Below are 14,693 nucleotides of genomic sequence, written 5' to 3' on the forward strand. Positions count from 1 at the left end.
GGCAAGGCGTGAAGGGAAGGTTCAGGCCGCGAAAGCGGCCCGCCCCTTGAGGCGTTCATGCTCTTTGGCGGCAAAGCGGTCCGTCATGCCGGCGATGTAGTCGGCCACCACGCGCTCGGGCTTGGCGCCCGCGGCGTGCGGGACGTCCACGCCGTCAAAGCGGTCGATGTGGGCCTGCGGCATCTGCGCGGGGTCGGCCATATAGGCCTCGAACAGCTCGCGCACCACCTGCTTGGCGGCCTGCGTGGTCTCCACCACCTTGGGATGGCGGTAGAGGTTTTGCAGCAGGAAGCGCTTGAGCAAGGCGGACTGCCGCGCCATCTCCGGCGTGAAGCAGACCAGCGCGGGGTGCTGGCGCACTTCGTCGGCGCTCGCGGGCGCCGCCTTGTGAACCGCCGCCCAGGTCGCGTCCATCACGTTGTAGACCTGGGCGCTGAGCATGCGGCGTATGGTTTCAAACAGCAGCCGGCGGCCCTGCAGGCCGGGATGGGCCAGCCGCGTCTCGCGGCAGTACTGGCTGAAGAGTTCCACGTCCTCGAGCTGCTCCAGCGTCAGCAGGCCGGAGCGCACGCCGTCGTCGATGTCGTGGGCGTTGTAGGCGATTTCGTCGGCCAGGTTGGCGAGCTGCGCTTCCAGGCTGGGCTGCTGCCATTTCGGGCCGTCGGCGGGCTGCTCCACAAAGCGGCGGGCCACGCCGCCCGGCTCGCGCGACTCGATGCGAAGCGCGTTGCGCCGGGAGCAATGCTTGAGGATGCCTTCGCGTGTCTCGAAGCTGAGGTTCAGGCCGTTGTAGGCCGGGTAGCGCTCTTCCAGCGCATCCACGACGCGCAGGCTTTGCAGGTTGTGCTCGAAGCCGGCGCTCTCGGGATGGCCGGCCTTGAGGCAGGCGTTCAGGGCATCCTGGCCGGCATGGCCGAAGGGGGTGTGGCCCAGGTCGTGCGCCAGCGCGATGGCCTCCACCAGGTCCTCATTGAGCTGCAGCGTGCGGGCGATGGAACGCCCCAGCTGCGCGACTTCCAGCGAATGGGTCAGGCGGGTGCGGAACAGGTCGCCCTCGTGGTTGAGGAACACCTGGGTCTTGTAGACCAGACGCCGAAAGGCCGTGGAATGCACGATGCGGTCGCGGTCGCGCTGGAAGTCGGAGCGCGTGGGCGCGGCCGGCTCGGTGTAGCGGCGCCCGCGCGACAGCGCGGGGTCACAGGCATAGGGCGCGAGGGTCATGGTTCACACTCTCCAGGCGGTTACGCGCATTACGCGCAGCACAGGTCGATCACGCCGCGCACCAGCGCGTCGGGCGCGCTGCGAAGCGCCGCTTTGCCCGGGCCGTCGATCACGATAAAACGTATCTCGCCGGCTTCGGATTTTTTGTCGATGCGCATCAATTCCAGGTAGCGCCCGGCATTGTCAGTGGCCGACAGCACCGGCGCCTTGACCGGCAGGCCGGCTCGCCGCACCAGCCGGGTCAGGCGCTCCACAAAAGCCATGTCGACCAGGCCCAGGCGCTCGGACAGGTGCGCGGCCATCACCATGCCGCAGCCCACGCCCTCGCCGTGCAGCCATTCACCATAGCCCAGGCCGGATTCAATCGCGTGGCCGAAGGTGTGGCCGAAATTCAGGATGGCCCGCAGGCCGGTTTCACGCTCGTCCTGGCCCACCACCCAGGCCTTGATTTCACAGCTGCGCTTGATCGCGTGGGCCATGGCCGCGGGCTCCCGGGCGAGCAGGCCGTCGAGATTGGCCTCTATCCATTCCAGGAAGTCCATGTCGGCGATCGGGCCGTATTTGATGATCTCCGCCAGGCCCGCGCTCAGTTCGCGCGGCGGCAGCGTCGCCAGGGCATCGAGGTCGCAGACCACCAGCAGCGGCTGGTAAAACGCGCCAATCATGTTCTTGCCGAGCGGGTGGTTGATGGCCGTCTTGCCGCCGACCGAAGAATCCACCTGCGCCAGCAAGGTCGTGGGCACCTGCACAAAGGGCACGCCGCGCATATAGCTGGCAGCGGCGAAACCGGTCATGTCGCCCACCACGCCGCCGCCCAGCGCGAACATCACCGTCTTGCGGTCGCAGCCGTTCTCGAGCAGGGCGTCGAAAATCAGCTGCAGCGTGGGCCAGTCCTTATGGACTTCGCCGTCGGGCAGATTTACCAGAAGCACCTTGTCGTAACGCTGGCGCAGCGCCTGGCTCAGTTGCGCCGCATACAAGGGGGCCACCGTGGTGTTCGACACCACCAGCGCGGTGGCGGCTTTCGGGAGATCCTGGTAAGTCAGCGCGTTGCCGAGAAGGCCGTTGCCGATGGCGATCGGATAGCTGCGCTCGCCGAGGTCGATCTGGACCCGCGCCGCCGCGGAAGGGGAATTTGCGTGCATAGGTGGAAGTGTAGGGGCACTCGCCGCGCCGGGGCCACCGGCCTGCACGGCAAAAGCGGCGATCAGGGCGGGGCCAGCAAGCCGGCCAGTTCCAGCTGCATGAGGATCATGTTGACCAGGGTCGACACCGAGGGGCGGCCGGTCTCGATGACGAAGTGGGCGGTTTCCCGGTACAGCGGGTCGCGCGCGGCATAAAGGTCCCTGAGCCTGGCCAGCGGGTCGGCGACCTGGAGCAGGGGCCGGTTCTGGTCGTGCCGCAGGCGGCGAAACACCTCTTCGGGGATGGAATGCAGGTAGACCACCTGCGCGCGCTCGCGAAGGTGCTGGCGATTGGCGGGACGCAGCACGGTCCCTCCGCCGCTGGACAGCACGCAGGAGGGGCCCTGCGTCAGCTCGTCGATGACCTGCTGCTCGATGTCCCGGAAGGCGTTTTCGCCCTCACGCTCGAAAAACTCGCGTATGGAGCAGGCGATGCGCTGCTCGATCACCTGGTCCGAATCGATGAAGCGCAGCCCCATCTTGCGGGCCAGGTGCCGGCCGACGGTGGACTTTCCCGAACCCGGCAGGCCCACGCAGGCGATTCTCAACGGGTGTGCATTCAATGGAGTCTGGGGGCATTCACCCCGGGATGCGTGATTGGAGGAAGGCAAGGAAATGGGCCGGTTTCACAAACGCGACAGGCCCCAAAGGGCCCGCCATTACCTGCATTTTCCCACCAAACCGGCCCCGCCTCGCGGCGAAGCCGGCCCCACCGGGCTCAGCGCAATGCCGATCCGTTGGTCAGCATCTTGGGCGTGATGAACACCAGCAGTTCGGACTTCGTGGCCGAGCGGGTCCGCTGCTTGAACAGATTGCCGACGCCGGGCAGGTCGCCCAGGAACGGAACCTTGGTTTCATTGTCGCGGTCGTTCTGCTCAAAGATGCCGCCGATCACCACGGTCCCGCCGTTTTCCACCAGAACCTGCGTCTGGATGTGCTTGGTGTCGATCGCGAAGCCGTTGGCCGTTTCGCGGCCCACGCTGTCCTTGTTCACGTCGACGTTCAGGATGATGTTGCCCTCAGGCGTGATCTGCGGCGTGACCTCGAGCTTCAGGTTGGCCTTGCGGAAGCTGATGGACGTGGCGCCGCTGGAGGTCGCCTGCTGGTACGGCAGTTCCGTGCCTTGCTCGATCAGCGCCTTGACCTGGTCCGCCGTGACAACGCGGGGGCTGGAAACGATCTTGGTCTTGCCGTCGGCTTCGGACGCGGAAATTTCGAGGTTCAGGAATCGCGTCTTGGCGGCGTTGAACAGGGACACGGCAAAGGTCGCTGCCGAGAAACCGTTCTGGCCCACGGCCGGCAGGCTCAGGAATTCGCCGGCGTTGGTACCCGCCGTCGTCGCGCTGTAGGTGCCGCCGAACGCCGTGTTGGTGTTCTGGTTGAAAGGCTGGCCGCCGAGCCGCACGCCCAGCGACTTGCCGAAGGTGTCCGAAGCTTCGACGATGCGCGCCTCGATCAGCACCTGGCGAACCGCCACGTCGAGCTTGGTGATCAGGCTCTGAACCGCCTCCAGCCGTGAGGGGATGTCGGTCACGAACAGCTGGTTGGTCCGGGCCTCGGCAATCACGCTGCCGCGCTGCGACAGGATACGGGCGCTGGTCGGCCCGCTGCCGCCGGCGGTAATTTGCGTCGCGATGTCCGCGGCCTTGGCATAGTTGATCTGGAAGGACTGCGTGCGGACAGGCTCAAGGCTCTGGATGGCATTGCGCGATTCCAGGTCCAGCTTGTCCTTGGCGGCCAGCTCGTCCTTGGGCGCGATCACCAGCACGTTGCCGTTTTTGCGCATGCCCAGGCCCTTGGACTGGAGAATGATGTCCAGCGCCTGGTCCCAGGGCACGTCCTTCAGCCTCAGCGTGACGCTGCCGGTCACGGAATCGGACGTGACGATATTGAAGTTCGTGAAGTCGGCAATCACCTGCAACAGGGAGCGGATTTCAATGTTCTGGAAGTTCAGGGAGAGTTTCTCGCCGGTGTAGCCCGGTCCCTGGGTCAGTTTGGTCGGGTCGGCCTTCAGGGGACGGACTTCCAGCACAAACTGGTTGTCGCTCTGGTAAGCGCTGTGCTCCCAGGCGCCTTTGGGCTCCACCACCATGCGGACCTTGTCGCCGGTCTGGAAGGTCGTGACGGTTTGCACCGGCGTGCCGAAGTCGGCCACGTCGAGGCGGCGGCGCAGGCCTTCAGGCAAGGCCGTCTTCAGGAATTCAACCACCAGGGTCTGGCCCTGCTGGCGTATGTCCACGCCCACTTCGTTGTTGGACAGGCCCACGACGATGCGCCCGGCGCTGTCGGTGCCACGGCGGAAATCGACATCCTTGAGCGGAAGCACGTCACGGTTGCGGCTTTCCGCGAACACCTGTGCCGGCGCCTGCGCCTGAGCACTTGCCGAAGAGGACGAGTCCAGCGTGATCACCAGGGATTTACCCTGTATGTCGGCCTTGTAGGTCGACGGCGCCTTGAGGTTGAGCACCACGCGGGTCCGGTCGCCGGCTTGCACCACGTTCGCCGAGCGCAGGTTGCCCACGTTCAGGTCCACCGCGGTCCGCCCCATGGCATTGCTGACGCCGGGGAAGTCCAGGGCGATGCGTGCCGGCGCCTGGATGCTGAATCCGGTAGGGATGGCGGTCAAAGGTTCGGCCAGGTCGATGCGGATGATCTCGGAGCCGCCCTGGACCGAACCGGTCACCGACTGGATGGAGTTTTGCGCCTGTGCGGCCGTCGGCAGCACAGCCACCAGCAGCGACAAAGCCATGCCGAATGAAGCGCCGCGCAACACACGTTCAAGCAAACGCGTCAGGCCGCCTCCCGTACCCTGTGCTGCCAATGCCCATGTTTGCTTGTTCATTTTGATCCCTCTAATAGCTGTAAAGTCGCCGTCCGCTCAATCCATTCGCCCGCAGCGTCCTGCACGATCTCACGCAGGGAAAGGCTTGTTTCACCCACCTGCGTGATCCGGCCGTAATTCTGCCCAAGGTAGTTGCCGACCCGTACCTGGTAAATCAGGTTGTCGACCTTGACCAGCGCCACCGGCTGGCCCACCTTGATCAGGCTCCCGACCATGAAGGTCGCGTCCAGGGGGTAGGCTTCCAGGGGTTCCTTGCGCCGGCTCAGTTCCGGCGCGATCAGGCCCGCATTGGACGTGGCCTGGGTGGAATCGCGCTTGAGCGCCTGCGTCAATTTCTGGTTGCTGAAAGGCTCGGTGGAGCCTTCCTGGTTATAGGCCTGCGGCGAGAATTTGGTGGGCTCGGGCAAGGGGTCGACCTTGGGCCGGGTCGCGTTGCGCTGCTCCGTCATCCACTGCTGCAGCTCTTCCTGCTCGGACGAGCCGCAACCGGCCAGCGCCAGCAGCGTCATCACCAGGCTGCCGGTCAGCACATAGTTGTTAAATCTCATTTTTTGGCTCCCGGGGCGCTCTTGCTGCGCTGCAGGGCCACTTCCTCGGGATCGAGGTAGCGGAATGTCTTGGCCGTGGTGTCCATGACGAGATTGCCGTCTTTGGCCGGCAGCAGGTTCAGGTTGTTCAAGGTCACGATGCGGGAGAGATTGGCGATGTCCGCGGCAAAGGCGCCGATGTCGTGGTAGCGGCCCGTGACGCGCACCGCGATGGGCAGCTCGGCGTAATATTCCTTGACGCTGACCTGCCCCGGCCGGAACAACTCGAATTGCAGGCTGCGGCCCAGGCCGGCCTGGTTGATGTCCGACAGCAGGGCATCCATTTCAGCCTTGCTGGGAAGCTGCTTCTCGAGCTGGGTCACATATTGCTGTACCTGTTCGCGCTGCTTTTTCAACGCATCGAGGTTCACCGCCTGCACCAGCTTCTTCTTGTAGTCTTCCCGCAGCTGGACTTCCTTGGCCTGCTCGGCCGTCAGTTCCTCATCCGAGGAGCTCAGCCAGACAAACCACAGCGCGACCACCACGAGGATCGTGACGGCGACACAGAGAAGATAGCGCGGCAGCGCCGGCCATGAAGGCGGGTCATTGGCATCCAGCCCGGAGAACTGGGCCTTCAGGCTGTTTTGGATCGCCGAGAAATCGACGGACATTTTGGGTGTTTTTGCCATGATCGTTCAACCTGCTTCAGGCTTTGGCCGGGATGGCCGCGGCCGCCGGCGCGGCACCGGGCGTCGAGGCGGCCGGCGCGGAGCCGGGCGCCTTGGGCGCCGTGGCGCGCTTGAGCCCGACACGCATGGAGAAATTGGACACGCGCCGCTGGTCGCGCGGGGTCAGCGCCACCGTGCCGGCGGTGATTTCAACCAGTTCCGGCCGGGTCAGCCAGGGGCTGTTGTTGGCCAGGTTGCGCAGCAGTTCGGAAACCCGTTCGTTGGACTGGGCCACACCGGCAATGAATACCGTCTGGTTGTCCTGCTTCATGCTGGTGATGTACACGCCGTCGGGCAACTGCTTGACCAGCTCGCTGAGCAGGTAGACCGGCAGGTTGCGGTTGCCCTGCAGGTCTTCCACCGCGTTCTGCCGAGCCCTCAGAGCGGCGATTTCCGCCTGCAGGGTGGAAATCTCCTTGATCTGGTTTTCCAGGCGAGTGATCTCGGTTTTCAGGAAATTGTTCTTGCTGCGCTGGCTTTCGATCTGGGCGAGGTACCAGGAGTACACGGCGCCGCAAATCAAGCCGCCGATCAGGGCGGCCATGCCAAGCGTGGCGAAAAACGTTTCGCGCCTGCGCTTGCGCGCAGCTTCGCGGTGCGGGAGCAGATTGACCAGAATCACTGCAGGAACCTCCGCAAAGCCAGACCACAGGAGGTCAGGTAAGACGATGCCTCACGGCGCATTTTCTTTTCCCGCACGCTGTCGCCCAGTTCCATGCCCTCAAAAGGGTTGGCCAGGAGGCAGGCGAACGAGGTCTGCTGCGTGACGGAATCGGTCAGCCCGGGCAAAGCGGACGAGCCGCCGGCCAGCATGACGTAGTCCACCTTGTTGTGCGGGGTGCTGGTGAAGAAGAACTGGAGGGCGCGGCCGATTTCCTGGGCCATGCTTTCCACAAAGGGTTTCAGGACGCCGGAGCCGTAGTCTTCCGGCAGGTCGCCGCTGCGCTTCTTGCTTTCGGCCTCTTCCGGCGAAAAGCCGTACTGGCGAACGATCAGCTGCGTCAGTTGCGCGCCGCCGAAGGCCTGGTCGCGCTCATACAACACTTCGTCGTTCTTGATGACCTGCATGCTGGTGGTCAAGGCGCCGACCTCAAACAGGGCGACCATGGTGTCCACCCCCTTGTTGGGCAGGTTTTCGATCAGGCGGGCGGTTGCCAGGCGCGAAGCGTAGGACTCCACGTCGATCACGATGGGCTTGAGCCCCGCGGCTTCCGCCAGGCCTTCCCGGTCCTGGACCTTTTCCTTGCGCGAGGCGGCAATCAGCACCTCGACGTCGCCGCTGGAGGTGGCGCTGGGGCCCACCACGCAGAAGTCAAGGCTGACTTCATCCAGGGAGAAGGGGATGTATTGGTTGGCTTCCGACTCGACCTGGGTTTCCAGTTCGGCGTCCGTCATGCCGCCGGGCAGGATGATTTTTTTGGTGATGACCGCGGAAGCGGGCAGCGCCATGGCGACGTTTTTGGTGCGGGTTCCGCTCTTTTTGACCAGGCGGCGCACGGCATCGGCGACTTCGTCGAATTTTTCGACGTTGCCGTCGGTGATCCAGCCGCGCTCCAGGGGCTCGATCGCACAGCGATCCAGCACCAGGTTACCGGCCTTGTCACGGCTCAACTCCACCAGCTTGACGCTGGACGAACTGATATCCAAACCCAGCAAAGCGGGTTGTTGGCGGTTGAATAACGACCCCAGAGAGATCAAGGCAGTCCCCAAATGACGGCTAATATGTAGCCCTGCATACTTAAGAAATCACTTGAATAGTAGCAGTAAGCTCTTTGTGCAGTAAGGATTTTTCCTGTTCTGCATATCCAGAACGTTGTCAAAAGCCGACGCTTGTAACCGAGTGCAAGCGAGCTGACCGAGGTAAGACGATGCCTACAAACGTAAAAATATGATGCTGCGCCGCCGGCTCCGCACGCCCCGGTTTTCAGGATTTTTATAATAGTGACGCGACTTTACGATTGCCTACATGCCCTCCACGCCCGCCTCTCCTGATTCAAACCCCGGCCCCGCCAAGTCTGGGCCAGCCAAATCCTGGCTGCCACGCTGGCTGGTCAAGTTCCTGTTGTGGAGCACGGGCCTGTTGCTCGCCGGCGTCATCAGCGTCTTGCTGTTTGCCGCCGTCGCCCTTTCGGTCGCCTACCCCAACCTGCCCGACATCTCGGACCTGGTGGACTACCGGCCCAAGCTGCCGCTGCGGGTTTACTCCGCCGACGGGGTGGTGATCGGCGAATTCGGCGAGGAGCGGCGCAGCCTGACCCCCATCAAGGACATCCCCCAGGTCATGAAGGACGCCGTGCTGGCCATTGAGGACGCACGCTTTTTCTCCCACGGCGGGGTGGACTACCTGGGCGTGATCCGGGCCGGCTTCGCCAACGTCGGCCGGGCCAAGAGCCAGGGCGCCTCGACCATCACCATGCAGGTGGCCCGCAACGTCTACCTCTCGGCGGAAAAAAGCTACACCCGCAAGATCTATGAAATCCTGCTGACCTTCAAGCTGGAGCACATGCTGAGCAAGGACCAGATCCTTGAGATCTATATGAACCAGATCTTCCTGGGCAACCGGGCCTACGGCTTTGCCGCGGCCTCCGAGGCCTATTTCGGCAAGCCGCTCAAGAGCATCACGATCTCCGAGGCGGCCATGCTGGCCGGCCTGCCCAAGGCGCCGTCGGCCTACAACCCCATCGTCAATCCCAAACGCGCCCGGGCGCGCCAGCTCTACATCATCGAGCGCATGGAGGAAAACGGCTTCATCACGGCCGAACAGGCCAAGGCCGCCAAGGAAGAGCCCCTGAAGGTCAGGACCGGCCCCGACGCCGGCCGGGTGCATGCCGAGTATGTGGCCGAGACGGTGCGCCAGCTGGTCTACAACCAGTACGGCGACGAAACCTATACCCGCGGCCTCAACGTCTACACCACGCTGCGCGCCACCGACCAGACCGTCGCCTACAAGGCGCTGCGCAAGGGCATCATGGATTACGAGCGCCGCCAGATCTACCGCGGCCCCGAGAAATTCATCGACCTGCCCGCCAACGCGCAGGAAACCGAAGACGCCATCGACGACGCGCTGACCGACAACCCCGACAACGGCGACGTGATGTCGGCCGTGGTGCTGGAGGCCAATCCCAAGCGCATCCTGGCCATGCGCCAGAACAGCGAAACCGTCGAAATCACCGGCGACGGCCTGAAACCCGCGCAGTCCGGCCTGGCCGACAAGGCCGGCCCGAATATCAAGATCCGCCGCGGCGCCCTGATCCGTGTCGCGAAAACGCCGAAAAACACCTGGGAAATCACCCAGCTGCCCGAGGTCGAGGGCGCGTTTGTGGCGCTGGACCCGCGCGACGGCTCCATACGCGCACTGGTGGGCGGCTTTGACTTCGAGAAAAACAAGTTCAACCACGTGACCCAGGCCTGGCGCCAGCCCGGCTCCAGCTTCAAGCCCTTTATCTACTCGGCCGCGCTCGAAAAAGGCTTCACCCCGGCCACCGTGGTCAACGACGCACCGCTATTCTTCGACGCCGGCGTGACCGGCGGCCAGCCCTGGGAGCCGAAGAACTACGACGGCACATTCGACGGCCCCATGAGCCTGCGCACCGGCCTGAAGAAGTCCAAGAACATGATTTCCATCCGCATCCTGCAAGCCATAGGAGCGCCCTACGCACAGGACTGGATCACTCACTTCGGCTTTGAAGCGGAAAAGCATCCAGCCTACCTGACCATGGCGCTGGGCGCCGGCTCAGTCACGCCAATGCAGATGGTGACCGCCTATTCCGTCTTTGCCAACGGCGGCTACCGCGTCAATCCCTACCTGGTCACCAAAATCACCGACCAGCGCGGCAAGATCCTGCTGGACACCAAACCGCCCGCGCTGGACGAATCCATGAGGGGTATTGACGCGCGCAACGCCTTCATCATGGACAGCCTGCTGCAGGAAGTCGCGCGCTCCGGCACGGCGGCCAGGGCGCAGGCCACGCTCAAGCGGCCAGACCTCTACGGCAAGACCGGCACGACCAACGACTCCATCGACACCTGGTTCGTGGGTTTCCAGCCCACGCTGGCGGCGGCGGTCTGGATGGGCTACGACACGCCCAAGAAGCTCGGCGACCGGGAAACCGGCGGCGGCCTGAGCTTGCCGATCTGGATCAATTACATGGAATACGCCCTCAAGGGCGTGCCGGTCGCCGAATACCCGGCGCCCGAAGGCGTCGTCAATGTCGGTGGCGAGTGGTACTACAGCGAGTACGCCCGCGGTTCGGGCGTCAGCACCGTGGGCGTACAGCAGGACCCTGCCGCCGCTGCGGGCCAGCCGGCCAGCGCCGCCGGGCCGGGCGGCGCGATCCAGGTGCTGCCGCCCTCGGACGAGAAAAAGCGCATCCTGGACCTGTTCAAGAACTGACGGGCGCGCACCGCGCATGAAAAACGGCCCTCATGGGCCGTTTTTTTATTTCCAGCGCGGCCGGGGCGTCAGTCCGGCGCCTTGAACACCAGCGACTGGCCGGCCTGCTCACTGGCGTAGCGCGACAGTTGGGCGAAAAATTCGCTGGAATCCTTGGTGTCGGTCCAGCGCCCTGCGCTGTATTTATAGTGAAACCCGCCGGCCCTGGCCGCCATCCAGATTTCCTGCAGCGGTTTTTGCAGGTTGACGATGATCTGGCTGCGGTTGGCAAAGGTCAGCGTGACCATGCCGCCGGTCCGCTGGTTGTCGACGTCCGCATCGGTCTCATCGTTGATCCGGTCGCAGGCCGCTTCCACAGCCTGGAGCGCGCGCTCGGCCAGATCCTGGTATTCAATGTCCGTCATTACAATCCCGTCATGGTTTCTTCAGTTCAAATTTTAGGCCGCGCCCGCAATCCCGGCTTCCGGCATGGCCTTGCCGCGATTGTGGCCGCATCCGCCCTGCTGGCCGGCTGCGGCCAAAAGGGCGCGCTTTACCTTCCCGTGCCGCCCAAAGTCCCGGGAGCCCTGCCCACCGCACCCGCGCCGGCCGAGACATCCACCACCCTTCCAGCCCCGCCCCCGGCCGCCATCACACCGGTATTGCCGGCGTCCGCCGCCCGCTGAGCCGCGCCGGCGCTTGCCGCCCGCGTTGTGAGGCTCCAGGCGGCGCCAGTCCTGAACCTTCAAATCCAAGGCGGCGGCGCAAAGACACCTTGAATCGGTGATGGCGCGCACGCCGCACCCTCCTTAAGATACCCCGAACCCCCTGCACGCTTTGACAGCCCCACTACCCATGACCCGTCCACCCCTCCCCGGCCACCCCCATTTCGCTTACCGAGAGGGCGAACTCTTTGTTGAAAACGTCCGCCTGCGCGACCTCGCCGCCGCGCACGGCACGCCGCTCTTTGTGTATTCCAAGGCCGCCATGCTGTCGGCACTGGCCGCCTACCAGCGCGGCTTTGCCGGGCGCCATGCGCAGATCTGCTACGCCATGAAGGCCAACTCCTCACTGGGTGTGCTGCAGGTGTTTGCCCGCGCCGGCTGCGGTTTCGACATCGTCTCGGGCGGCGAACTTGACCGCGTGCTGGCGGCGGGCGGCGAGGCCGGAAAGATCATTTTCTCGGGCGTGGGCAAAACCCGCGCCGAAATGCGCCAGGCGCTGGCCGCCGGCATAGGCTGCTTCAACGTCGAGAGCGAGGCCGAACTCGACGTGCTGTCCGGGGTGGCGCTGGCCCAGGGCCTGCGCGCGCCCGTCAGCATCCGCGTCAACCCGAACGTGGATCCCAAGACCCACCCCTATATTTCCACCGGCCTCAAGGACAACAAGTTCGGCGTCGCGCACGAAGATGCGCTGCGCATTTACCGGCATGCGGATTCGCTCAAGGGCCTGCGCGTGGTCGGCATCGACTGCCACATCGGATCGCAGATCACCGAGGCCACGCCTTACCTCGACGCCATGGACCGGGTGCTGGACCTGGTCGCGGCCATCGAAGGCGCCGGCATCCCGCTGGAGCACATCGATTTCGGCGGCGGCCTGGGCATCAACTACAACAACGACACGCCCCCCGAAGCCGATGCGCTGTGGCAGCAGCTGCTGGCCCGGCTGGACGCGCGCGGCTACGGCGGCAAAAAACTCATGATCGAGCCCGGCCGCTCCCTGGTCGGCAATGCCGGCGTGTGCCTGACCGAGGTGCTCTACGTCAAACCCGGCGAGCACAAGAACTTCTGCATCATCGACGCGGCCATGAACGACCTGCCACGCCCCGCGATGTACCAGGCCTTCCATGCCATCGTCCCGGTGACGGCTACCGCAACGCCCGGCGCGGCGGAAATGAGCTACGACGTGGTCGGGCCGGTCTGCGAAAGCGGCGACTGGATTGGCCGCGACCGCGCACTCAGCGTGGTGGCCGGCGACCAGCTGGCCGTGATGTCGGCCGGCGCCTATTGCATGAGCATGGCCAGCAACTACAACACGCGCGGCCGCGCGGCCGAGCTGCTGGTCGACGGCGACCAGGTGCACCTGATACGGCGCCGGGAAACCACCGCAGACCAGATGCGGCAGGAGCAACTGGTCGGCTGACCGCTAGGACAGCTTGCCGCGTACGCCGTAGGCGGGCTGCGGCTTCTTTTTCTTGAGGAACTGCTGCACGCGCCAGCCCAGCAGCACTGCGATGATCGCGGCGTAGACAAACACCTCGGCGAAGTCGTTCTTGCCGGCGCGCATCCAGAAGAAGTGCAGCAGCCCCAGGCCGGCGATCAGGTAGACCAGCTTGTGCAGCCACTGCCAGCGTTTAGCGCCCATGGCCTTGATCGCGGCGTTTAAAGACGTGGCCGCCAGCGGCGTCAGCAGCACAAACGCCGAGAACCCCACGAGGATGAAAGGCCGCTTGGCGATGTCTTTGGCAATGTCGGCAACATCAAAGCCCATGTCAAACCAGCTGTAGCTCAGCAGGTGGATGACGACGTAAAAATACGCGAACAAGCCCAGCATGCGCCTGAAACGCGCCAGCGCCGGCGCGCCGCTGATGACTCGAAGCGGCGTGACCGCCAGCACGATGCAGATAAAACGCAGCGTCCAGTCGCCCGTGGCGCGTATCAGTGCTTCGGCGGGATTGGCCCCAAGCTGGTTGGTGAAGGCACCGTAGAACAGCCAGGCAAAGGGCAGCAGGCAGACGATGAACAGCACCGGCTTGGCCGCCGGGTGCAGCAGCCACTTCTGCGTTGCCGCCTTGAGCGTGGCCATTAGAAATTCTTCTTGAGGTCCATGCCGGCGTAGAGCTGGCCTACCTGGGTTTCATAGCCGTTGAACATCAGGGTCTTGCGCTTTTTGGCGAACAGGCCGTCTTCGCCGATGCGGCGCTCGGTGGCCTGGCTCCAGCGCGGGTGGTCGACATTCGGGTTCACATTCGAATAAAACCCGTACTCCTGCGCCGCGGCCTTGTTCCAGGCCGTGCGCGGCTCCTTGTCGGTGAAGCGGATCTTGACGATGCTCTTGCCGCTCTTGAAACCGTACTTCCAGGGCAGCACCATGCGCACCGGCGCGCCGTTCTGGTTGGGCAGCACTTCGCCGTACATGCCGAAGGCCAGCAGGGCCAGCGGGTGCATGGCTTCGTCCATGCGCAGGGCTTCCACATACGGCCAGTCCAGCACGCGCGAGCCGACAAAAGGCATGGTCTTGGGGTCGGCCAGGGTGATGAACTCGACATACTTGGCGTTGCCCAGCGGCTCGACCTTTTTGATCAGTTCGGACAACGAATAACCGACCCAAGGGATCACCATGGACCAGCCCTCGACGCAGCGCAGGCGGTAGATGCGCTCTTCCTGGGGCGCAAGCTTGATCAGGTCTTCCAGCGTGAAGGTCTTGGGCTGCTTGACCAGGCCCTCGACGGCCACCGACCAGGGCTTGGTCACCAGCGTGTGGGCATTCCTGGCGGGGTCGGCCTTGTCGGTGCCGAACTCGTAGTAATTGTTATAAGTGGAGGCGTCTTTGTAGTCGGTGACCTTTTCCATGGTCGTGGCGCCGGCCACCGCCGATTTGCCACCGGCCAGGGCCGCCAGTTTGCCGGGCTTTTGCACCGTCTGCGCCATGGCCTGGCGCCCCGCCCAGCTCGCCATGGCCGCGCCCGCGGCACCCGTGGCCATCAGCTTGATCAGGTCGCGGCGGCCGTGGTAAATGCCGCTCGGCGTGATCTCGCTCGGAACAGGATGGTCGAAACCGCTGGCGTGGGTCTTGATGAGCATGGAGGCGTCCTTGAAA

Annotated in this window: 14 protein-coding genes; 3 read left to right on the plus strand and 11 right to left on the minus strand. The window is 64.4% G+C overall.

Going from position 1 to position 14,693, the window contains the following annotated elements; genetic code table 11:
- Window positions 1–21 precede the first annotated feature (21 nt).
- The 8 genes from ACSQ27_RS21345 to ACSQ27_RS21380 all read right to left on the minus strand — a co-directional run bounded on the left by ACSQ27_RS21345 (window position 22) and on the right by ACSQ27_RS21380 (window position 8,200).
- Window positions 22–1,221 carry a deoxyguanosinetriphosphate triphosphohydrolase gene (locus ACSQ27_RS21345; protein WP_436157494.1) on the minus strand — a complete coding sequence of 400 codons (1,200 nt, stop codon included), beginning with the start codon at window positions 1,219–1,221 and terminating at the stop codon, window positions 22–24.
- Window positions 1,222–1,250: 29 nt separating this feature from the next.
- Window positions 1,251–2,366: a 3-dehydroquinate synthase gene (gene aroB / locus ACSQ27_RS21350; protein WP_436157495.1), complete on the minus strand. Its 1,116-nt coding sequence runs from the start codon at window positions 2,364–2,366 to the stop codon at window positions 1,251–1,253.
- A 62-nt stretch (window positions 2,367–2,428) separates the two neighbouring features.
- On the minus strand, window positions 2,429–2,953 hold the full coding sequence (locus tag ACSQ27_RS21355; RefSeq protein WP_436157496.1) for a shikimate kinase: 525 nt from the start codon (window positions 2,951–2,953) through the stop codon (window positions 2,429–2,431).
- 170 nt (window positions 2,954–3,123) lie between these two features.
- Entirely contained in the window at window positions 3,124–5,247 is a 2,124-nt protein-coding gene (gene pilQ, locus ACSQ27_RS21360) for a type IV pilus secretin PilQ (RefSeq protein WP_436157497.1), read from the minus strand.
- Complete coding sequence (locus ACSQ27_RS21365; protein WP_436157498.1) at window positions 5,244–5,795, minus strand: pilus assembly protein PilP; 552 nt, start codon at window positions 5,793–5,795, stop codon at window positions 5,244–5,246. Before ACSQ27_RS21365 ends, pilQ begins: the two co-directional genes overlap by 4 nt.
- Complete coding sequence (locus ACSQ27_RS21370) at window positions 5,792–6,463, minus strand: type 4a pilus biogenesis protein PilO (protein WP_436157499.1); 672 nt, start codon at window positions 6,461–6,463, stop codon at window positions 5,792–5,794. The genes ACSQ27_RS21365 and ACSQ27_RS21370 overlap by 4 nt, the downstream gene beginning before the upstream one ends.
- Before the next feature lie 16 nt (window positions 6,464–6,479).
- Window positions 6,480–7,124 (minus strand): PilN domain-containing protein, encoded by a 645-nt coding sequence (locus ACSQ27_RS21375; protein WP_436157500.1) that lies wholly within the window; start codon window positions 7,122–7,124, stop codon window positions 6,480–6,482.
- The gene (locus ACSQ27_RS21380) at window positions 7,121–8,200 is read right to left on the minus strand and encodes a pilus assembly protein PilM (protein ID WP_436157501.1); all 1,080 of its coding nucleotides are present in this window, start codon (window positions 8,198–8,200) and stop codon (window positions 7,121–7,123) included. The genes ACSQ27_RS21375 and ACSQ27_RS21380 overlap by 4 nt, the downstream gene beginning before the upstream one ends.
- Before the next feature lie 268 nt (window positions 8,201–8,468).
- Between ACSQ27_RS21380 and ACSQ27_RS21385 the strand changes: the two genes are divergently transcribed.
- On the plus strand, window positions 8,469–10,895 hold the full coding sequence (locus ACSQ27_RS21385) for a penicillin-binding protein 1A (protein WP_436157502.1): 2,427 nt from the start codon (window positions 8,469–8,471) through the stop codon (window positions 10,893–10,895).
- 68 nt (window positions 10,896–10,963) lie between these two features.
- Here the strand turns inward: ACSQ27_RS21385 and cyaY are convergent, their stop codons facing one another.
- A complete protein-coding gene (gene cyaY / locus ACSQ27_RS21390; RefSeq protein WP_436157503.1) occupies window positions 10,964–11,299 on the minus strand; it encodes an iron donor protein CyaY in 336 nt (111 codons plus the stop codon).
- Window positions 11,300–11,311: 12 nt separating this feature from the next.
- On the opposite strand from cyaY, the gene lptM reads away from it, so the two are divergent.
- Both lptM and lysA read left to right on the plus strand, forming a co-directional pair.
- Window positions 11,312–11,560: an LPS translocon maturation chaperone LptM gene (lptM, locus tag ACSQ27_RS21395; RefSeq protein ID WP_436157504.1), complete on the plus strand. Its 249-nt coding sequence runs from the start codon at window positions 11,312–11,314 to the stop codon at window positions 11,558–11,560.
- Between the two features lie 169 nt (window positions 11,561–11,729).
- Window positions 11,730–13,016, plus strand: coding sequence for a diaminopimelate decarboxylase (gene lysA, locus ACSQ27_RS21400; protein WP_436157505.1), 1,287 nt, complete (start codon window positions 11,730–11,732; stop codon window positions 13,014–13,016).
- Between the two features lie 3 nt (window positions 13,017–13,019).
- Here lysA and ACSQ27_RS21405 read toward each other — a convergent pair whose 3' ends face one another.
- Both ACSQ27_RS21405 and msrP read right to left on the minus strand, forming a co-directional pair.
- Window positions 13,020–13,679 (minus strand): sulfite oxidase heme-binding subunit YedZ, encoded by a 660-nt coding sequence (locus ACSQ27_RS21405; RefSeq protein WP_436157506.1) that lies wholly within the window; start codon window positions 13,677–13,679, stop codon window positions 13,020–13,022.
- The gene (gene msrP, locus ACSQ27_RS21410) at window positions 13,679–14,677 is read right to left on the minus strand and encodes a protein-methionine-sulfoxide reductase catalytic subunit MsrP (RefSeq protein WP_436157507.1); all 999 of its coding nucleotides are present in this window, start codon (window positions 14,675–14,677) and stop codon (window positions 13,679–13,681) included. The genes ACSQ27_RS21405 and msrP overlap by 1 nt, the downstream gene beginning before the upstream one ends.
- Window positions 14,678–14,693: the final 16 nt, after the last annotated feature.

Origin of the sequence: Polaromonas sp. LjRoot131, assembly GCF_964252805.1 — a bacterium.
Classification (GTDB): domain Bacteria; phylum Pseudomonadota; class Gammaproteobacteria; order Burkholderiales; family Burkholderiaceae_C; genus Polaromonas.